The organism is Paenibacillus sp. J22R160 (genome assembly GCF_059692135.1).
Map to the genome: position 1 here is coordinate 82277 of NZ_JCAUAU010000005.1, position 23220 is coordinate 105496.

The 23220-nt window shown below is 46.6% G+C and carries 9 protein-coding genes; 2 read left to right on the forward strand and 7 right to left on the reverse strand.

What is annotated here, in order from left to right; all coding sequences use genetic code 11:
* Positions 1 to 202 precede the first annotated feature (202 nt).
* A complete protein-coding gene (locus tag AC58UW_RS14150) occupies positions 203 to 958 on the reverse strand; it encodes a YheC/YheD family protein (protein ID WP_497421286.1) in 756 nt (251 codons plus the stop codon).
* A gap of 175 nt (positions 959 to 1133) precedes the next feature.
* A complete protein-coding gene (locus AC58UW_RS14155; protein WP_497421517.1) occupies positions 1134 to 1586 on the reverse strand; it encodes a DUF2975 domain-containing protein in 453 nt (150 codons plus the stop codon).
* Positions 1587 to 1802: 216 nt separating this feature from the next.
* On the opposite strand from AC58UW_RS14155, the gene AC58UW_RS14160 reads away from it, so the two are divergent.
* Positions 1803 to 2939, forward strand: coding sequence for an S-layer homology domain-containing protein (locus AC58UW_RS14160; RefSeq protein WP_497421287.1), 1137 nt, complete (start codon positions 1803 to 1805; stop codon positions 2937 to 2939).
* A gap of 343 nt (positions 2940 to 3282) precedes the next feature.
* Positions 3283 to 3558, forward strand: coding sequence for a hypothetical protein (locus tag AC58UW_RS14165; protein ID WP_497421288.1), 276 nt, complete (start codon positions 3283 to 3285; stop codon positions 3556 to 3558).
* Between the two features lie 401 nt (positions 3559 to 3959).
* On the opposite strand, the gene AC58UW_RS14170 is transcribed toward AC58UW_RS14165, so the two are convergent.
* The 5 genes from AC58UW_RS14170 to AC58UW_RS14190 all read right to left on the reverse strand — a co-directional run bounded on the left by AC58UW_RS14170 (position 3960) and on the right by AC58UW_RS14190 (position 23190).
* Positions 3960 to 10361 carry an S-layer homology domain-containing protein gene (locus tag AC58UW_RS14170; protein WP_497421289.1) on the reverse strand — a complete coding sequence of 2134 codons (6402 nt, stop codon included), beginning with the start codon at positions 10359 to 10361 and terminating at the stop codon, positions 3960 to 3962.
* Between the two features lie 11 nt (positions 10362 to 10372).
* Positions 10373 to 15466 carry an Ig-like domain repeat protein gene (locus AC58UW_RS14175; protein WP_497421290.1) on the reverse strand — a complete coding sequence of 1698 codons (5094 nt, stop codon included), beginning with the start codon at positions 15464 to 15466 and terminating at the stop codon, positions 10373 to 10375.
* A gap of 203 nt (positions 15467 to 15669) precedes the next feature.
* Positions 15670 to 20184, reverse strand: coding sequence for an AAA family ATPase (locus tag AC58UW_RS14180; protein ID WP_497421291.1), 4515 nt, complete (start codon positions 20182 to 20184; stop codon positions 15670 to 15672).
* A gap of 176 nt (positions 20185 to 20360) precedes the next feature.
* Positions 20361 to 21728: a (R)-1-hydroxy-2-aminoethylphosphonate ammonia-lyase gene (gene pbfA, locus AC58UW_RS14185; RefSeq protein ID WP_497421292.1), complete on the reverse strand. Its 1368-nt coding sequence runs from the start codon at positions 21726 to 21728 to the stop codon at positions 20361 to 20363.
* Positions 21729 to 22872: 1144 nt separating this feature from the next.
* Positions 22873 to 23190 (reverse strand): NIPSNAP family protein, encoded by a 318-nt coding sequence (locus AC58UW_RS14190; protein WP_497421293.1) that lies wholly within the window; start codon positions 23188 to 23190, stop codon positions 22873 to 22875.
* Positions 23191 to 23220: the final 30 nt, after the last annotated feature.

Below are 23220 nucleotides of genomic sequence, written 5' to 3' on the forward strand. Positions count from 1 at the left end.
CGTTCTATTATCCATTATACAATAACCTTCTGTTCCCTTATTTTGAATTATCGTTCCCGTTTAATGACATTCTACTTCTTACGATCGTACGATGGGATCAAGTTCTTGACAGCACGTATACCGGAGTGAACCTATGAAAGAGCGGTAGCTATGGACAAGGAAACTCGTGTCCTAGACTACCGCTGTATTTCTTATTGCCTAACTACGTGACTCTGCCGTATTGCCTGGCAGCGGACATGATACGACGATACAGCTTTTTGCCCTTCAAATGCTTCCATGGATAAATTGCCGGCCTCGTATTCACTTCCAGAATCCATAGCTTCCCCTTGGTGTCGAGAGCCACATCCAGCCCCAGTTCTCTAAAGCCTCTTCGATAAAGATCAAAGCTCTTTCCGACAGTAACGCCGAGCCGCTTCAATGCAGCTTCCTTACGAAGGATCGAATCGTACTTGTACCCTGCTCCCACAAGCGTTTGGCGAAGATAGCCGAGCCTACCTCCTTGGTGATAATTCGTGGCAACCTTGCCCGGCTTGCCTATTTTGGTACAAATGGCCGTGCTTATCCATTTTCCTTCATTCTTCTTCTGAACCATGACTCGGATATCGAACGGATTACCTTTCGTTTTGGCAAGTTGGACCCCCTGCTGAAGCAGATACGCTTTCCTTCCTGAGAACCGGGACAGTTTCTTGTATAAATGACCTTGTGTCGGACTTGGCGATTTGACGGTATTGAGTTTTGTTTGGTACCCTCTCGCCATTCTCTTGATACGGATGATGCCAAACCCACCCGTACCTCCCGTAGGCTTAAAATAGACAGTCGGATAAACGGATAGCATCATCCGCAAATTTTTTCTGCTAAACGGCACAGTTCGGGGGATATGCTTTCGTAATCTCCGTTGCTTTAGCAGCCATTTGGTCTTTTGCCATTTGCTCTTGAAAGACATGCTTGCATATTTCAACTGCCTCAACCTCCCTTATTCTCAACATACGCATGGAAATAGGTGCTTGTCACAGCATATGCCTAAGCCGTTCCCAATGACATGGACTCCCACCTGAGACTAGGAGTGAGCAAGATAGATTATTGCGTGTCTTCGTCTCACATCAACATTGATGATAATCGCCATGATATTCACCTCAGATCGTTAAATCATTTTCTGATTTTATATGAATAGCTTCTTGTAAAAGTCTTTGGAGAACAGCAGCAAAAACGGCGATCACCATAGAGGAGAAAATAATGACCAATCCGATTGGTATGAAACTTGGAGGGTCAACTCTTTTTGCCAAGAAATAGTAGAGTGGCATACCTAGAAGATACAAGGTACTAATCGTGATGGCACAGTATTTTATATTCTTTAAGGCCTTTACCGATAATGCCGAGAACGCTTGGTTCTTATCAATATAGCTTAAAAGTTGAAAAGCTTGATACAGAGCAAAGTAAAAAGGTATCGCTGCCGCGTACATATCGATTAAAACGAGAGATTTCATATTAGCAATTTCTGGATACAATCCTCCAGCAAAATTCCCGATCTTAGGCACTAAAAATATGCACAATGCAAGAACTGGGATTCCTAAAAAAATAACAGCCAGCTTTAAGTTTCATAAAAACCACCTCACTGATTTAATGATAAAATGACTCTAACACATCATTTATTGTTTAACAATAAATTTTTGTTGTTTTTAATTATATTATTACCGTTATCACATCCTTATAATTATTAAATGAAAATTCTACAACCATGCAACATTTCCAGCCAGTCAGTCGTTTGAGATACTGAAAGCAAAAATTCAACGAGGTGATAGTACTTGAAATCCCGTAAAAAACTTCTAAGCTTATCTGTAGCTACCGTTTTGTCCCTTTCCCTAGCAGGTCAAAGTTTTGCAGCAACCTCAACTTTCACCGATTTAGAGCAGGTTGCAGCCAAAGATAAAATTATTTCTCTGCAATCGCAAGGTCTCGTGTCGGGAGTCAGCAGCGACCTGTTTCAGCCCAATGCAGCACTTACGGCTAGCCAAGGCGTTCAAATGATCATTAAGGCGCTTGGTTTGAACCTCGATGCCATTAAATTTGCCAAAGCGCCACAGGCAACCGACTATTTTGCGAAAGCAAACAATGAGGCATGGTATGCCCAAAGCTTAATTATTGCAGCGAATAACGGCCTGGACCTTGCTGCTGAACTTGATCCGAACCAGAAATGGACGAAGGAAATCTTTACGAAAGAATTGCTCCGTGCGTTGGAAGGTCATAACATTATGCACATGATGAAGCTCCCGCCGATCGCGATCAAAGACAAAGCCGAAATTACTATTGACGCTCTCGGATCGATCCAAGCCGCTATTTACAAAGGGATTACATCACTAGACTCCGATGGCAATTTCCATCCACAAGCAGAGATTACACGAGCGCAAGCCGCTGAGATGATTTATAACGCGCTCAAGTACATCCACCCGGCACCGGATTCAAACGGCGATACTCCAAGGAATGGAAACAGCCAACCGATGATACCGGCTGATGGTCAAACGGGTCAAGTTAAAGCCGATTCCACGGTATATGAGAATACCCAATACGGCTTTCGTTTCACGCTTCCTGGCAGCTGGAAGGGCTACACAATTGTAACGGACAAGTGGGAGGGTCTTTCCATAGCGGATTCGCAAGGCGAGAACGTGGTGGAAAGCGGAGCGAAGATTAGCATCCGCCATCCCGAATGGACATCCGAACAACCGAGACAAGATATTCCTGTTCTCATCTTTACCGTCGACCAATGGAATAAGCTCCAGCAGGAAAAATTCCATATCGGCGCAGCTCCAATCGGACCTAGCGAGCTAACCCGTAATGACAAGTACGTGTTTGCGCTTCCGGCGCGTTATAATTTTGCCTACCCTGAAGGCTATCAAGAAGTAGAGAACATTCTAAAAAGCAATCCGATTCAACCAATTTCTTAATTAAAAATCTATATGTTTAAGAAGGCGCGAATGATCGCGCCTTCTTTTTTGATGACCATCGCATGTTCCCTGCCTTCAAAACCTTAGTCACAACTACCAAACCTCGTCTTGTAACAATGAGCCCATGCAGGTAGATAACCTGCTCTGACCGCCACTTGCTGTGACACGACATTGCTACCGTCAGTACCGTAATAAGGAATATACCCGCATCTTATGTCATTTTAAAATGAGTCGCCCTCACAGCAGTAATTTTTTTCCTGTAAAATGTTTCAAAAATATCCCAATTAGGTTACTTATGATTTATAAAGTTACAATAAATCTTACATTGGGAGAGTGGTTTAAGATGAATTCCTTCAAAACAAAGTTGATTGTGCTTCTTGCAAGTTCGAGTTTAATGCTTCCTAGCGCCATTAGCGCAGCAGCGGAGACGACAGTAGATACGCCATCCTACACTTATCAGAATGGCGTTATTCACACCTTTGTCCATGGTATTTATGTACCTGGCTATTATCTAAATGTTGATGAAGATACAGTAGCAGCCTATATCCCCGGAGGGGTAGGCGTAATTGCGGTCGATAAGGATGCTGTTTTACCTGAAGGTTCCAAATTCTTAAATTAAGATCATCCAAGTTCCATTGGAGCATCGAGCCCTCGCTCGATGCTCTTTTTAACCATTGGAAACGCCCTGAATACCTTCAAGCAAATTAGTGCGTTGCACTGTAGATGGAACATGTGAGTCCATGTTGCTACTGTTCATGACTAAGTTTTGATTAGCCGTCTTTATAGGCGTTTGATTTTCTACTTGGTTCACACACGAACTCAATAATATCGCCATTAGCCATTACAATAAAATAAGCACGTTTATTCATCTAGATGTTCCCTCCTATGTTCGATGTAGGCCAAGGCAAATACTGTGAGGTAATTTTTCCATATAAAGGATAAGACGCAACTAGAATACTAGTGGTTCATTGCACTAAACAGCCAAAAAAGACAACCACACAGGGTTGTCTTTTTAATTACTTATTTGCTTTGCTTGGCATCCAGCATTTTGCTAATAATGGCAGCTGCCTCTTCTCTAGTAATCAGTGCATCTGGATGCAGTGAGCCGTCAGGATAGCCGCTGATGACGCCCAGCTTCACAAGCATCGACACATACGGCTTTGCCCAGCCAGGTATAGCTCCAGCATCGGTGAAGGAATCGTCTGCACCCGCTGCCTCCGTATCCACCTTCATCATGCGGCCGATTATAGCAATGGCTTCCGCTCTGGATATCGGTACGTTAGGATCCAAATATAGTTTCTCGTCTTTCGAAGTCCCTCCGAGCCATCCATGTTCAATCGCCGCTGTAACGTACGGCTTGGCCCACGATGCTACAAGTTCTTGATCAGCGAACTCAGGGGATATCTGGTGTACGGAGGAGGCTAAAGCAGCGCCTTCGGCACCAACAGCGATTTTGGCAAATTCTTGCCGAGTAATGGAGCGCTCAGGTTCAAAAGCAAGCCCTTTACCAGATGGTACGCCATTGACTGCTCCCATTGATGCTAATCTGTACACCATATCGTGAGACCAATGCGTAGGAGCCATATCCTCGAACACTGGCAAATCACCGTTATACAACAGGGCATATTTGCTAAAATGCGGCAACGAAGCGGTTATGGTGCCTGCTGCCGGGTCTACACGACCCCCGATATATTCCCACTTATGCGTCTGCTCATTATACCAGTATATCGCTGCTCGGCTTGGATCCTGAAGTTCTTCCAAACTATAGCGAACTGTGAGTTCTGCCGGCTTTTGAAGTTGCGTAGGTTTATCGAATTTAAATTCATAGATGTCTCCAATCACTTTCAGACGACCTGTCTCATATTTCTTCGGAGTCCGGACGGCCCCAATGCCCATTCCAACGCTTTCCTTGAGCGGCTGAGACGGTATACGAATTACGGCACGATCGCGAATCTTAACAACACTTTCCTGATTGTTGCTGAGTATGGCAGACGTAATGTAATCAACACCCTGCTCCTGCTCAATCAACCGCTGTAGTATCTTCTGCAGCGTATCTTCTACCGCTGAATCTGTGGATTCACTGCCATCCTCATCCTCAGGTGTGTTGGGCGTTGGCGGCACATACCAATCATCGTACTGGATGGGAGGAGCCTCTGGCGCTCCGAGCGGTTTGGTTACTTTCACAGCGATTGTAGTCTCAAAAGCAAAATCGCCAGCGACGGAATAGGAAGCTTTGATAACCATGTCTCCTTCATACTCAGCATGTAGGCGTCCTTGCTCCGAAATGTTCCCGTTCGTCTCCCCTAAGAGTACGCTCCACTTCACGCTGCCAGGATCAATAATGAACGATTTGCCGTCCTTGTCTGTACCTATGAGTTCCAGCGATTGTTCACTGCCCTCTTCTAACTGTAGTTCACCGTCTTTCAGCTGCCCTTCTTTAGCATGCAGCTCCACTTTGATTAAGGAACTCAGTTGGTTGTTGATAGCTTCGGTATTCAGCACGGTTTCATTACCTGCTATATCCTTAGCAGTAACAACAACAGGCTTGGACAAGTAGCCTTCCATTGGCATAGATTTCTCGAAGGCGCCGCCCATTTGAACATCAACAAGCTCATCGTTAACCGTTACAGTACTGCCTGGCTCCGCCACCCCTTTCACGATTACCGTTTGCTGGTTAGACGCAGTTCGTGCACTTTCCACTTTTAAATCAGGCGCGGTCGTATCCGAAATAACACGAACACTGGAAGCTGTGATATCGCCTTGAAGATTCGTCGAGAATAATTGGATGACGTTCTCCCCTTCATTCAACGAAATGGATTGGTTCCAATCAGCTCCTAATTGCGGTTCTTGCTTCATATTATTCACAATGACATCGGACGATACAGCTTGATCAGCATGCATTTGCAAGAGCATACTGTTTTCATTCATGATATAGGTTGTCGTTCCATCCTGTGAATACTTATTGGTAACTGGATCCATATTGCCATGAAGCACCGACAGCTGTACATTCGCAGGCTGTGGTTGCGGTAGAAATACAGCCTCGGTAACCGAAGGCTCACTGTATACTTTGATGCCGTCAACTAATTTGTAAGCGCCTATGGACACTTTGTAGGAGGAGCCCGGCAGCATGCCGACTTTTTCACCAGCTTCGTTATTCAGCGTGCCTCCGATATTAGCCATGTGAACATCGCCAGCCACTTCAATGACACCTAAGCTAGGAATGGCCTTGCCATTCTCGTCCAGCACTTGCACCGTGTATCCGTCTACCGCTTGCTCATCCCATGAGAGTTTGAATAATCCATTGCCAGCTGGGCTCAAGTGAACTTGACTTGGAGAAGCAGGTTGATACGGATTGACAATCTTCAAGGGCTGACTGCTGTATTTGCTAGTTACATTCGCTTCGCCCTGCGACAAGATCGCCTTCACATAATATGTGCCGCTAGGAGTCGTGTCTGGTAAGACGATTTCCGCAGAACCTGCGGAGACATCTAGATCTTGGACAAGCAGACTGCCAGGGTCGTTCTCATTGTTTGTGCTAAGGAATAAGGAAACCTTTTCATTCGTCGTATGATCACCCAGCCACTTGACCGTTACATGACGTGGATTCATTGCATCCGATTGCTGAACATCAACGCTTGTGAATGTTGGAGGTACGGTAACATTCTCAAGTGTCCATTCCAGCTCACGATCTGACGTTACACGCCAGGTGCCGCTCATGGGATTTTCCATCGATATCAAAACGCTTTGCTCACGCTCTCCAGAAGCAGATTCTTCGTCGGGAACCTCCTGAATATCATAATTCTCACCGGAGACAAGCGGGTATAGATGGCCAGCTGGATCCATAACTTGGAGCTCATCGGGATCTCCTGAGTACGTAATGTCCAGCAATGCTAACTCTTGCCCCGATGAAACCGGAATGGAATAAATATTCGGACTTGCAGCTTTTAGTAGTCTTCTCGTTGGCTGCTGCACATTACTTCTTGGCCCTGAGCTGGCAACCGGCTTCATGTTCGTTCCGAAGCTCATCGTTCCGGAGACGTTCCCTGATTCATCATAATACGTCTGTTCAATGAAGCTCTTGGCTGGCAACTCGGGAGCCGCTGGCTCGTTGGATGGTGATTCCTCTCCAGCAATTAAGCTTCTGCTTCTCTGTATGCTATGTCTACCTACGGTGATTGTCGGCTTTTTGTCTCCCCATTCATACTCAAAGCCCCATGGAATACCAATAAACTCCACGGTACCTGCAACTTTCTCTGAGCTAATTTCGCCTTTTGCCGCTGCAAGCACTAAACCTCGCGGAAGCTTCACCTGCACATTGCCGCCACCTGCTAAATAGACGGGTCCAAGCTTGCCATGCTGCTCCGGATCGTAACGGAAGACTACGTAGACTTCGCCGGTGAGAATATCTTTGATATTAATTTTGGCACCAGCCTCAAGTTCAACGCCGAACTGCGAGAAGGAGTCTTTGAGCAGCACGCTTCCGTATACTTCTTCAAAAAGCTGTATACCGAGCACCTCAAATGCGCCGGAAAATTCAACACCTCGCATCGATAGCCCTACTGTGGCATCGTCCGCCTTAAACACTTTGGCGATGCTCAAGCCGCCGATCATTTCTAATTTTAGCGGGGGCAGAAACTGATAGTTGCCCATTAATGTATCGTAGATATGATAAATCCCGCCTCCGCCTTTCGTGATATAGGCAACCGGAGCAATTGGAATCAACGGAATACCCGGTTCTCCGCCGACAACGAAGCGGAAATTATCTACAATCGGGAAGTTCGTATCAGTTAGTCGTATGCTGAGCAATCCGTTCACTTCGACAACTTTAAATTGGACATTCGCTTCAATTTCGTACTTCTTCTCGAACGTATCTACACGAACAATGCCATCTACCCCCAGATTAAGCCCCGGGACTAGATTTTTCGGCAGCCCCGCTTCCCCTTCAGCTCGCAAACCTAGAAACCCGAATTTACCCGCAGGTCCAAATGCATTGTCGTATTGCCGAATACCGAATTTGGCCTCATCCAAATCGACAGAGACCAAGACGGAGCCTGCCCCATCATCTTCGCCATCTACATTTTCAGTTTCATCTGTTGGCGGATTTGTCGGCGGATTCGGCGGATTCGGTGGATTGCCGGAACCAGAACCTGACGAATCCCCCTCTTTGCCCGTATCTTTCTTAGGACCTGGCTCGAAATCCAAGGCAAGCCGACCGCCGAATGAAACGCTCTCTGTTCCAATCACAGCGTTCTTAATATTGAGTTGAAACCAAGCGAGTCGTTGAATAATAGATAAACCTTTTAATACGTCCCACTTGATTTCAATTTTATGTTCCTGTTCTTCTTCATTTGCTTCTAAAGCGTATTTTATACCATCCGCCAGCTCAACGCTGAAAGGCCCATAGGCAAATTTGAAGTTCGGGATGGAAAGTGCCCCATTCCCCTTCAAATTAATAAAGTCGTGAACATGCGTGCTATCCTTAGTGCTCTTTTGAATGGTCATCTTTTGCGATGCCTCTCCGAAGACAGCCGTTAACATATCTGTTGTGTCATGGTGAATCACAGAATTGATCGTCGAACCTTTATCAATCTCATAAACCACTTTCCCATTATCACTGTTATTGGCCCGAATGGAACCACGGATTTCCAGTAAAGAAACTTGGCGGCCGCCTGATCTTTCAAATTCCATTTTATAATTCGCAAGCTCGGTCTCACTCTTCACAGGCAGCAAACTGTAGGTTTGTCCCTCCTCCTGCTCCATGTTATCGCCAACAACCAGTAGAATACCGTAATCCTTCGATTTATAGCTTTTATCAAGCGTAAACTCGATTTTTTTCTCAAATACTTTACTGCCCGCCGTCAACCTTACCGTGTAGGATCCCACTTCAAGCTTGTGCTGCTTCCACAGGTCACTTGTTAAATTCAACCGCGCAGTAATCTGCTTATCATCTTGAATGGATACGTCCGAGGAAGGAATCGCTACGCTTGCTCCATCGCGATCTCGGATGATATCAAAGCTCCAGCCTGATGAACCTTTCAAGACTTCAAACCCTGCTCCTTGCAGCGTTAGCGCAGGTTTCTCATCAAGCATGTACAGCTTTTTAGGGAAAACCTCCAACAGCTGCATGTTGGGTATTGTACCCGTCAAGGCAGGTAGAACAATATAAGAAGCTTGAATGCTTTCCTCTCCGCCTGCCGCCTGGGCGATCACCTGGAATTGGGCTGCTTTGTAAGCGAGTTGTACTTTTGGCTTTATGCGCCATGTAACGGATTGTGTCTCGCCGACCTTCATGCTTCCTACTGATTTGGTTATATTCTGGCCAGATGCGAGCTCCAGCTCGTCAGGCAGACCGAGTGTGACTTGTAAGCCTTCCATATTCACCGAACGGTCAATGGCATTATCAATATCAACTCGAATCTCAAACTCATTTTCCTTGTAGCCGTTGCGATCATAGTTTAGTGTCAACTGCTTAGGCGCACCGACTTGCAAGCGGTAAGTGGCTTCTTTCTTCGATGTGAAAAAGCTGCCTAGGCCGTAGTACGTCTCGAATACAGCCTCTCCTCCTGGGGCAATGTTAGCCGGGTCCCAATAAAGAGCGACTGCACTATCGGCAGACCCGTAAGCATTCTGCTTGTTCGTGAAATCGAGCAGCGGATTTACGGTGTATTCCCACTTGGTTTGGGAAATACCATTCCAATGGGCAATAATCATCTGATTCGGTGCTTTGTTTCCCCAGCCTTGCATAAATCCGTAGGACATGACCTTGGGATTGATCGGATTGTCCGTCGCATTCCAATAATAAGGGAGTTGGCCAGTAATGACCTTCTCGTTGGAAATGTACGTATTCCCGCCAGCTACCGAAATTGGAGAAGCGTCTTGCGGTCCCAGCATCGTATCCAACAAAATGCGGGAGCCGACACTCTGATTCTGATTCGTTGTATTTTTGACTTGATAAGAAACTTTCATATTACCTGCGTTAGGATTCGTCGGGTCGTCGACTAGTGTTAGCGTCTGTGTAATGTCTAGTCCTTCAATGTTCCATATCGACTTATTCGTCAACCCCTGATTGACAGGGGAGGATGTGAAGCTTCCGTTCGAGCCCAAAAAGCCATAGCCGTTGCCGAAAATATAATCTTTCCCGTTTATGCGAAACGTCGTGAAAGAAGTCTCAGGAAGCTGCTCCTTGAAGAGAAGCGACTTGTTATCGTCACCGCCTTTTAACGGGGATCCCTGTTTCGTATTGACACTGAACCTTCCCGTCTCTTTATTGACGCTTACTTCCATGAAAGCATTGGAAACTGTAAGTGGTGTTAGCTCCGCAGCTGCGGCCAACGCCAACTCGCTTCCCATAGGAAAGAGCAGTACAAGAATGGCTCCAATGAGTGCTAATTTATTACCTATTTGAAATCGATTCTTTATCATTACTCACACTCCTAAGAAGCTTGTCTTGGTAAAATATACACACGAATAAGCTTCATTTGACGTTCTTGATTTTGAATTAAAAAGGTGTAATAGCCATATTCCGTTATAGGCAAAATACCATTGCTTACCAGATTGGCTTTCGCCTTAAAATCTCCGATACTTTTCGGACCTTTGGCCCATTTGACGGAGCTCGTTCCTTGAATGCCGAAAAGCGAAAGTTGAATCGCATCACCATACACAATCACATCCGTATCTTGTACTTTCACGGAATTGACGTACACCGTGAACTCGGTCGGTGCGATGACAATCGCCTTCCGAGTCACTACAGCTTCGTTGCCTGCACGATCCTTCACTTTATAAACGACCGCATATTCACCAGGTATTCGTGGATTGATCGTATTTTGAGTAACGCTAATTTTTGCGGTCATATCACCATCCACAAGATCTGTCGCTGTGACATCTGTTAGCGGATTCACAACGGCTCCCACTCCAAGCAGCAATTGCCCGCCGCCGATAAATGTAAACTTCGGTTCTTCGCGATCAATATTGCTCACATCGATGCGCAGCGCATATTTATTGCCAAGCGCATCTACAGCGTCGATCCAACGCGTGCCGTTGCTCGTAAACGTGACCACATTTCCACTCAAACCTACATAAGTAAGTGCTTGATCTGCTGTAATCGTTACATTCACATTATTTTTCGTTGGCAATGTTTCACTATAGGTATAGGTCACTTTCGCCTTCGTCTTATTGATGTTATTCACCGTGGCTTGTATCTCCGTCAAATTCCCTACGACATCCTGCAGATAGAAAGTGAACGTACCGTTATCCTTAAACACAACCTGCTTCGCTCGGTTATTGTTCAATACATAGAACGGCTCATCCGTATCTACCGTTACGATGACATCCTCCTTGGTCGCTGTGGTCGTACTGTACGATAATCGCGGTGCGGGAGGTGTTCGATCGATGTAATTGACCGACGCCTGAACGAAGCCTTGATTACCAGCCCTATCAACAACTGCGAAATTATAGGTCCCATTGCTTGTGAAGTCATAAGCCGTGTTGCCATTATTGCCAATCACGGTGATCGGCTCATTCGCTAGAACTGTTGCTCGCACATCAGATCTCGTCTTTGTCGATTCGGAATATTGAATAGCAGCGACAGGCGGCGTCTTATCAATCCGATCAACGGTTGCGACCAACTCCCGCTGATTTCCAGCTAGATCTTGAAACACAAAAGTAAAGGATCCATTCTGTGTAAACGTATGTGTGTTGTTGCCAATACTAAGAATTTGTACAGGCATGCCCGAGTTATCTTTGGCGGTCAACGTTGCCTCGACATCCTGATTCGTCCAACCTATATGGCTGTAGGTAACAATGGCCTCAGGAGCTTCTCGATCGATATAGGTAACAGATGCAACCGTCTGTCCTTCATTGCCTGCAGCATCGCGATATTCAAACACGAACATACCATTGTCTGTAAACGTATACCGTTTACTGCCGCCATTGTTCGTTACCGTAACGGCAGACTGATCCGTGAAGGAGATTTCGACATCAACATTATCCTTCGTCCAAGTGGATCTGCTGAATCTGAGCTCTGCCTGAGGCGCCGCCTTATCCATCCAGCTCACCGCCGCAGTCTGGTGGCCGATATTGCCGGCCTCATCTTCATACTCGAATGTGAATTGCCCGTTCTCTGTAAAGGTATACCAAGGACTGCCACCGTTATTTAGAATCGTAACTGGCCCATTATTATCATCATAGGTCATGAGTGTAACGGTAACATCCTGATTCGTCGGGCTTTCCTTACTGTATACCAACTCCCCCGCAGGCGGTTGTTGATCGATTTTGTCAACGAAGACCTCATCAGCGCTTACAAGACCTGTACTCACATTACGCACTTTATAGTGCAGGGATCCGTTCGTCGTAAATTCATACACAACCTTCGTCACAGTTTGACTAATGACTTGCGCTTCACCATTGATCGTAAAATCCATTAATTCTCGATCAGGACTTCCTGCCGCCTCGATTGTGACGCGGACAGGCCCGTTCGTCCAACCGCTCGGGGTGAGTGTGACATCGGATGATGGCAAACTGCGATCAATCCATTGGACGTTGGCTACAGCGACTCCTACATTCCCCGCAGCATCCTTAAATTCAAACTGGAACTGGCCATTGTCTGTAAATATGCGCTCTTTTTTGCCTAGCTCCGTATTCGTTACTATGACTGGCTCGTTGGTCGTGAGTGTTGCCGTCACATTATTGGCCGTCAAGCCGGCAGGCTTGTACGATACCGTACCTATGGGACTTGTGTTATCCAGCAGAAACGGATTACTGCAGAATGTCGTAACATTCCCCGCTTTATCTGTCACTTTCGCCCATAAATACCAAGTGCCGTCCCCTTCGTTTTTAACCGCTTTATGATCTGCACCTAGTGACGTCCACGCCGTTGGCTCAGTCGTATTTGACATCGACCAGGCATGCGCATACGTTAGCTCACTCTGCGGAGCCCCCGAATCCGTAGCATAAACGACTGTGCTCACCGTTTTCTGCTGAGATGATCCATTGGCGCTCAACGTAATGACCGGCATCGTCTTATCGATCCAAGTTACGGTTGCCGTAGCCGTGTTCACATTTTCAGCCTTATCTCGGAAATTGAACGTATAGGTGCCATTGGACTGAAAGAGATAGGTCAACCCCGTAAGCCCATCTACCGTTATGTCAGCGGATAGCGACACATTATCCGTAGCTGACAATGTCGCAGACACAGACTGATTCGTCCATGCGGTTGTGCTATAGATCATATTCGTCATAACCGGTTTCGTGTTGTCGAAGGTCACTGTATCCGAATATGTCGTAGAGATATTGCCCGCAGAATCCATAAACTGAACCGCTATCGTTCGCAGACCTTGTGTCGCAGGAATGGTTATCGTTTTGCTAGTAGTAAATGTCTCCCAACTCCCCCATACGCCGCCATCAACGGTAAATCTCATCTTATCCACCGTGCCTTGCAAATCCGTGGCGTTCAGCTGAATGGGCACTGTCGCAACATTCGTAAACTTTTTCGGTACACTTATAGCACCTGTTGGGAACTCATTATCGAGCTTGTAGGGTCCGCCAGTTGTCAGAGCCCAGTTTCCCGCTTCATCATAAACCTTGGTATGAATATAAAAAATGCCCGTTTTGTTCGTTATGGAAAGCGTTCTAATCGTAGACGTTGTCCACGCCGAGTCGTTCCCATCCGTTGTCGCTTGCGTCGTAACCGCATATTTGATCACAAAATTCGCCGGGTTTGTTGTCATGTTATCCGTCAAATTCAAATCCGTTGAAAGTGTCTTGCTGTAGGCGGATGTACTAGGCAGTGTAAAAGTTACCGTCGGTTTCGTATTATCGAGGACAAAGCCCTGCGTTGTTTTTGCATACCCCATATTGCCTGCACTGTCTGTTGTCTTAATATGCAGGAATTGCGTGCCGTTAGCTCCTGTGGGAGAAGAGAGCGTTGCGGTTGAAGTCGTTTTCCCACCTGTTCCATCAAAAAACATCTGCCAACCAGGATCATTCGCAGCAGGAGTCGTTACACTCGTTCCCCATAAGTAAAACGCTTGCCCTAACGTGCCCTTCGCATCCAGTAATGTAACACCTACTTGGCGGGAAACGCCTGGCGCACTATTGCCCTGTGCCGTAAATGTGACGCTCGGTGCTGTCTTATCAATGATAAAATTGGAGCTTTCTACGGTTCCAACGTTATTTAAATTATCACTAACCGTTAACTTCAGCTTATAGCTTCCTTCCACACTATTCGGTACGGTGAGCGTGCCTCCGCTGATGCTCCCTGTTCCGGTTGAGTAAGAAACACCGTCTTTGAACCATTCGTAGCCAACTTGTTTCACACCAGAATGCGGATCGGCAACCGTGTAGGTTAGTGTATGGCTCGCCTTTGCTGTTCCCGAAGTCGGATTCATGACAGCTGTTGGCGCTTGGTTATCGTAATTAAAAGGACCCGCTGTTTTAATGATTGTATTCGCTGCAAGGTCAATGGCTTTTGCATGTAAGTAATAAGCGCCTGTACCTGTTGGATCAATGGGGGCGGCCCCGTTAATGAGACTTCCTGAAATACCTGATGCAGCTGGTGGCGTTGCGCTCTGTGTCCACACGTAGAAGAGACTCGTGTTAGCTGCTGTCGGTGTATCTGTCGTCGTGATTGTCACACCATGACTCTTTTTGTACATCGCATCCGACTGCTTGCCGAAAGTAAGCGTTGGAACCGTGTTATCCAAATAAAAGGGTCCTTTGGTTTGGATGACTTCATGACCTACAACGTCCACTGCTTTCGTGTGCAGGAAGAATATACCAGGCGTTGCCGGGTCTGTTGCGGCAGCACCGCTTGCAATAACCGTATTGATTTCTGAAGCAGCGGGTGCTGTCTGGCTTTGTGTCCACGTATAAGAAAGCTTAACGTTTTCGTTCAGCGGCAAATCACTGGCAGTAACGGTTATTCCTAATGTTTTCTTATAGCTCGTATCTGCTGGCAGATTGGCAAACGTGATTGTCGGTGCGGTATTGTCGATATAGATAGGCGTTTGAATCAAGCTTTTGAAATAGGCAACATTATTCAAGGACGTGCCATCTGTAAAATAAGTCGTCCCATTTGAGGTTGCTGTCCAACTATTCGCAGGCAAGTTCACGCCATCAGAAGGACCGCAGCCATCAGGACCTCTTTGAATATTTACAAGTCCCGAGGGCATATCCGCGGTAATGCCTCTAGCATATACCGGAGATGAGTATCCCTCGAACACGGCATTATACAAACGGATCCAATCTTGCGTACCGTTTATGGAAATGGGGATCGTTGATTCCATATCACATTTCACAGAGGGACTCGACGATTCGAAAGAAACATTTATCTTGAGCGTCTGTCCTGCCGTAAAAAAATAGTTGCCGTTTACCGGAGAGACCGTGGCTCCGATTGAACTAATCATGACTGCTGTAGGCTGCTTGACAGCTCCAGCCGGCGCTAAAGTAGCAGCCCCTGCTGTTATTGGGAATGGTACGGCGACACCTGCCAATAGCAACATGCTCGTGAAGAGCCCCCAAATTTTTCTCATAAAGCCTCCTTTTGATGACACCAACTTATTTGGAACTCCCACATTCTACGCGCAATTCGACAATCCTCGATAGTACCAAAGGTCATTTTCACGAAATAAAGTGAGAAAAAAGTCCTATCTTGCGTTAGAACTCCCCGTACAACAAAAAATGAGCCAAGCAGATCTGATCTGCCTAGCTCATTCATAAATTACCGCCCTGCATACTACTCCCAAATATTCCAATCCTTCGCCTTGGCAACTGCCTGTGTACGGCGGTTCACTTGCAGCTTGCCGTAAATGGACAACGTGATGTTTTTGACTGTGCCTACGGCCAGTTCAAGTCTTTGCGCAATCTCTGGATTCGATAAGCCCTTCACCATTAGCTGCAGCACATCCTTCTCACGCTCTGTCAGCGACTGGGTGAGCAGACTGGCTTCAAGCTTCGGCTTTCCTGTATCCATGACAAGCGGCTCTATTTTTCCAACTGTACCCTCACTGGCAAAACGATTGAGCACAGCTAGCTGAGCAGACATCATCTGCATAAGCTCCAGACGTTGGCTGGCTTGCGCCCCAGTCATCGCCTCATTCTCCAAATAGACAATTCCGGCCAATCGGTCCAACTGCTGAACAGGCAAGCAAATAATCGAACGCGGACGAACACTGCGAATATACGGATCCCAAGCGAATAAGTCGTCCAGATGGGCATCCTCGAGTATAAGCGATTGCTTGGTTCTGGCAACGAATCGGATCACCGAAATCGGTAAATCAAAACAACTTTCCAGCGAGGCTGAGTGCCCGCTCTTTGATATGTTTCGATTTATATCATGCTCGGCTTCGATCCACAAATCTCCGGCTTTATTCACAATCCAGAACCCTTTGGCTGCTCCTGCATTTTCCATGAGGGTTACTAAATAATGACCGAGCAGTTGTTCAAAGCCGTAGGCTTGGGTTAATCGAGCTGCCGCTTTCTTGAACATATCCCGCTCCACCTCCACAGGAGGCTCCTCGTTCCCTTCCTTGTGATCGGCTTGAACAGACTCGCGAGTGAGCTTCAAATCCTGCTCCCATACTCTGCTTTCCTCATTCGTCCGTACAAATGAATCGGAAAAGTGCTCGCGAAGCTGCAAGCACTTTTCGCTGGCTCCCCATACCTTAAAGCCATGATGCGCATCCAAAAGGTACGTTTTTGCAAACTTCTTTTTCCCAATGGCTAGAAGTAATTTTCCAGCAAGCTCGCAGGCAATTGCCTCCAAATGTGTATATCCGTTCTCACGCGCTGCATCTATCGCCTCATCGTAACAGGATAATGCTTGCTCCCCTCTTCCTTTCAGCCGAGCTGCCTCTCCCTTCATAAGCAATAACTTAGGCAAGAAGTGACTTGGCCCTAGCTCTGACCACTTTTGCATTTGACCCAGCATACTTCGCATCTTCCCGTCCGCCAGCACCTGTTGCGACTCGGTTTGCTCACGATAGACCGCGGACATGGCTAAAAAGCCGTACAACATCCCCTCGGGCAAATGCGAATGATACTTGTAGTATCGCTCGCTATGCTCCGTCTGTTCCCAAAGCTGCGCAGCTTCGCGATACTGTCCGAATACGTACAGCAGTTGAATTTTGCAAATAGAATATTCAAACACAAGTCCTATGCGGGACTCTGCAGGGCTCATCGATTTAAGGAACGAATTCTCATCGAACGAATCATCATTCAGCGTTAGACGACCTGCCGTCTCTCCCTTTAGACACTTTGCAAACTGCTGATATAACGTGAACGATTTCATAATGAAAGGGTCTTTTTTATGAAAAGCGCCGCCCTGAACTTGGCAAAATTCGAGCAGCTCTTCCAAATGTCCACCGAAAAACAAGCTGAACTTCATGCCGCGAAGCGAAAAACCGGCATAATACATATCGCCGCTTGCGAGACTAAGTCGATGAGCTTCTTTAAATAAAGGCCACGACTCCTGAGCGCTTATACGCCAGAAGTGAGTTAAGGCATAAATAAACGAAAGCTTCGCTTTAAGTGGCGAGTGGGTCGCATCGCCTAGATACCGTGCTGCTTTCGAGAGCTCGCATCCTTCCCTATGCCCGCCCTCCTCGCTGGAAATATATGAGGCAAAGATCGCAATGATTTCCGGAAACTGGTTCGCCGCATGGCGGGCAAGCATCAAGCGTATACTTCGGCATATGATCACGACGAATAGATTCATATCGACAAAAGAGGAAGCTCGCGCCACGATCGGCAGCAGTTGCAGAATGGCCAATTGGTACGGTGAAGCTTCCTGGCTGCGTTCAGGATGCAGCTCGCGCTCCATTTCTTCACGAAGCAATCTGCGCGTTTGGCTCAGTTCCTTTTGGCGCCTAGCAGCCCCGACTTGACTTGGAAGTTCAATTCCCAATCTGCCTAGCAGCTGCACACCAGCCTGAAAAGCCTCTCTGGCATTGCCGCGATTGATATCAAGTTCCAGCTTCACCGCATAAGTCCGAAGCTCTTCCAAACGATTATGAGTGTGCGCGATGAGCTGTTCGAAAAGCAGCTCCCCCGTGTCCAAGTGACCGCTTAACACCTCAGCTTGCATGCGTTCCATATACATATCATAAATTAGCGTATGGTGCTCTTCCCAATCCTTGTCGATCAGAAGCCCTGTACCGAATGCAAGATAAGTCGCTGCTGACGAATACGCTGCCGACTTTCTAGCTTTACGACTTGCCTGCAAAGCCATTTCGGCGACAAGCCGTTGTTCCTGACGGTCAGTCAATCGATTCTTCCCAAGCATTAGATGATATAGCGTCGTATACACTTGGTCATCCGGCTTTTCCACCGTTTGAAGCCCCCATCGATAACGACCAATTCCGGCGTGTACCGTATCTTTCTCTTCGGGAGTCACGGCTCCATAGGCAGCCTGCCTAATCGTATCGTGAATAAACACGAACCACACATTCGGATCTGTCGATTCTACCAACGAGGAATCTGCTGCCATAGATAGCGCATGCCACCTTTCACGTTCTCTAACAGGAAGAACTAATCCTTCCCTCAGCGCAGGCTCCAATTGTTCCATCACTTGTTCGGGAGATTGTTGGCAAATAGCAGCTAGCGTGTGTAAATCAAACGAATAGCCAATACACGCAGCCAGGCGTAATACAGAACCCGTTGGATAGGGGAGCTTGTCCAGCATAAAATCCCAACCATCGCCAAGTGTATCCTGGTTGCGAATTTCGTCTGCATCCCACAGCCAAATTTCCTTACGCGTATCAAAACGCAGCCACTTACTCTCATATAGAGAGTGTACGAATTGCTTCATATAGAGTGGATTGCCGGCAGTTTTCTGGAAAATCGCTTCGGCCAGTGATCGCCCTCTTGACTCTTCCACATGTAACGTTTGGCACAGAAATCGTTCTGTTTCCAGCAACGTTAAAGAAGAGAGCACAATTCGCCGATGATCCCACTCAGCCAGATTATGATTATTTAACCAATGTGCAGGCTGAATTTCTTTATCGCGATACGCGATTATACATAAGAAATAATCTAGATCCCGACTTTCTGAGACACCGCGAATAAAATCCAACGTGGCGGCATCCGCCCAATGCACATCATCCAGAAACAAAATAAAAGGTGATCTTTTTCCAGCAAACGTACGGATCATCGCTCGAAAAGCAAAATGGAGCCGGTTTCTAGACTCCGTCCACGGCAATGTCTCGGCATCAGGCTGCTCGCCAATAATCAGCTTCATGTTCGGAATCATCTCTGTCACAATGCCTGCATGGTCACCAAGTGCCGCGGTCAGCTTGTCCTTCCATCGCGTTAACTGTTCAGCACTCCCTGAAAGGAGCCGATGAATGAGTTCTTGAAAGGCTTGAATTAACGGCGCATACGGGACTTCTCTTATGAGCGGATCCGCTTTTCCCGAGATGAAATAACCTCTCTCTTGCTGCTGCGATCTGTACCATTCACGAATAAGTGTCGTCTTCCCGATACCTGCCCCTCCGCTAACGACTACAAATCCCGTCTTACCATTCAAGCTGTCTGAATAAGAGTCCGTTAAGGAAGTCATATCCTGTTCTCGCCCGCTTAGAAAGATGGGCATTCGCAAATGACCTACAAAGTCCTTGCTTCCTAGAGCGAAAGCTCCAATAAAGCCATTAAGATCCCAATCACTTTTACACTTTTTGATATCGTTTAAAAGACCATACGCACTCTGATATCGCTCTTCAAGTGTTTTGGCCATCAGCTTTATGATGATGTCGCCAATCTTTTGCGGGATGCGGTGATTCAATTCACTCGGATGTGTGGGGAGCTTCGCCAAATGAGCATAAATCCATTCCGTTGGCTCATCAGCTTGGTAAGGAAGTTCTCCCACCAGAAGTTCATAGAATATTACCCCTAGGGCATACAAATCCGTGCGCGCATCCGTGTCCGGCTTCAATCGACCCGACTGTTCCGGCGCACGATACGCCCAGGATGGTTCAGTCAGCTCAGTACGCAAGGTAATTGTGACAGGGGGTGCTTGTTTTGAAGCCCATCTGCTATCGTTAACTTCGAATAAAATCGTTTCCGGGCTCAATCGACGATGGACATTGTCATTGTTATGCAAGTCCATGACCACTTCCGTAATGCCCTCTGCGATGGTTAGAAAACTAGATATATCTCCTTGCTGCTCTTGCCAATATCTATGAAGAGGGACGTTCAGCTTGTTACTCGTTACCATTACTGCCTCCCAATGCTCGTCCATAACGATTTGTTCCATATAACAAATTATATCATATAAGATTCTTTTTGCGGATGAAGGTCCCGACCCCATCCTATTCAACCTCACACAAACCTATGACATACATCGAATGTTTGAGCTATAATATGGCACAAATGATAGAAGAGGCATAGCGATGAATCGCTATGCCTCTTCTTATTCTCATTGCGGGCGCCCTACAGTTCGAGTTCTGCAATGCTCATTTCCAGAATATCCAGGGCTTCATTTAGTTGATCCTCCGTAATAATTAAAGGAGGTGAAAGCGTAAGAACATTCCCCTTGGACACTTTAAAATTAAGCCCTCTTCCCAAGCAGCTATACATGACGCGCTCTGCCTCTTGCACGGCAGGTTCCTTACTCACACGATCGGTTACAAGCTCAACAGCAACGAGTAAACCGATTTGGCGAATATCTCCGATAATGGGATAAGCCTCCATCATGGCTTTCAAACGCTTCGCCATGAGATCAGCCAGATGGTTGGCATGCTCTAGCAGATTCTCTTCCTCGATGACTCGGATGGTCGCCAGTCCTGCAGCAGCTCCTACCGGCGATTTCTCATGCGTGTAATGCCCGATCGACATTTGCTGCGCTTTGTTCAACTCTTCCTTCACGAGCAAAGCAGCCATCGGGAATACGCCCCCGCCTAAGCCTTTACCCAACACCATCATGTCGGGCTCAATCCCGTAATGCTGGTAGGCGAACATTTTCCCTGTTCGACCAAACGCCGTTGCCGTCTCATCGACGATCAACAAAGCGCCATAGCGATCACAAAGTTCTCGCAGCTTCTGATAATAAGCGACAGGCGGAATTTGCACATCCGTGTTTCGAATGGTTTCGATGACTACGGCGCCGATCTCTCCATCCTGTTCAAGCACATATTCAATAGGCTTCAAACAGAGGGAGTGCGCTTCATCCTGACAACCAAACACACAGCGATACGAGTTAAAAGGGATCACATGCTCAGCGCCTGGAAGCAATGGACCTAAGCCGCGGCGAAAAGCTCCCTCTCCGCCCACCGATATCGCATCTAGCGATGCTCCGTGAAAGGCCCCCCACATCGATAATGTTTTGTATTTCCCTGTTACTGCGCGTGCAAGCTTAAGCGCCATGCCGATGGCGGATGTTGCTCCTGGCGCGAAGAGAACTCTTTGCAGTGCTCCGTCTGTTAAAGCAACTAATTTATTAGCAAGCTCAATGGCAGGCAAATTCGTATATCTTCTCGTACAGAAAGATAGCTGGTCCAACTGCTGTTTAACGGCTTCAATAACAGCGGGATGGCCAAAACCAAGCTGATGCACGTTATTGCCATGGAAATCCATGATTCTGCGCCCTTGACTATCTTCTACATAGATCCCTTCACAGGAGGTCAGCACATTCAGACAAGGCGTTGACAACGTTTGGTGTAAAAAAACATCCTCATCCTCTTGCAAATATCCTCGTGCTGCTTCATCAATATGGGCTGTCCACCATTCGGACCTTGCTTCCGTTAAATTAATATCGCCTTCCGTTTTCATGAATGCTAGATGCTCTTGTTTGGTTGGCATATCTTCACCTCAAGTTGGATTTGGTTGTTTCTATATGTATATCTTACCTAGCATTTGTAATCCCCATGTTAAATACAAGTAATAATTCGTGCTTTACATTTGTTTTATTTTGTTTTAATTGTGGATTTGAGAGATGAAAAAATTTTTGAAAGAGATTGTGCAGCAGCACAAAGCGGAAGCAGCGAAGAAGTAATCGCCGCTTGGTAGCAACAAAAAAACTTAGTTAGATCCATATTGGGGATCTGGCTATGCTTTGTTGTTACGGGCTGTTCGGGCGTTGCCGTCACCGCCTCTAGTTACATCTGCCAGTAATAGACTTCCGCGGCTGTGAGAGGAAGAGAATAAGTTGCTACTCCTACAGCGTTCTAGGTTGTACTTTGTGCAACCATTTAGTTGTAACTGGGCCTCAGCACGCCTCTATATTGTACATTGTGCAACCATTTAAGCACTAAACCGCTTGCATCTCACCTTTTCGCAATAAATGGTTGTATTTTGTGCAATGAAAGACTGCATTCGCGCTCAGACCACACCTTTATGTTGTATAAAATACAACGTAAGCCTTCGACCTTGCTGATCTGCCGTCCCTTCGCCGCCTCATCCCATCACTTATCACCCACACATTACCCATTACCCACTACTCACTACTCACTACCCATCACCGAATACTCATCACTCTCATTCACCAATTACCCCCAGACCTCACACATCACCTATCGCCTATCACTTATCACTTATCACTTATCACCTATTACCTATCACCTATCACCTATCGCCTATCACTTATCACCTATCACCTATCACCTATCACTTAAATTTTAACGGTAAATCATACAACTAATTTGTTCATTTCACCTCGGCCCAGGCCAATAGATGGAAATTCTCCTGCTAATTCCTCAAGTTTCGCATAACATCGGGTAGCACCGGCTGAATTAACTGGAGAAACTCCAGTAATTCTACCCGCGCCCTCTTTCGCCGCCATATTTAACTGGAGAATTTCCCGTTATTCCCCCCCCACCAACAAGCATTAAATAAGGGGTAAGCTTCGCTTGCCCCAAACCATATAAATTCTTATATGTAAAAAAAACCGCCCTGTTCTCCTCACGGAAGCCGGGCGGCATTCATTAATTGATAACTCCTCCTGAATCTATCCTTTAAAATATTCTGCTCTTTTCATAAATATCTGTTCGACGGATTCAACAATTTTTCCATTCTGCTCGGATAATTGTTTCACTTCGTTCCACTCCTTGTCCTGCGAGAAAGCTTCCCACTGTCTTGTCCGTTCTTCCATGCTTTCGTATTTCATCGTGTAATACAGCTTAGGCTGCTCCTCCAAATCCTCCCAGAAATCACACACCTGCATGCCGAGTCTGGCAAAAATACCAAGCGTATGATCGGAAAAACGCTTTCGAATCGCATCAATTCTTCCTGGATAAATGGTATAAATTCTCAATTCGTAAATCATTCTTCTTTCACCTCCGATCGCCTAATTGGT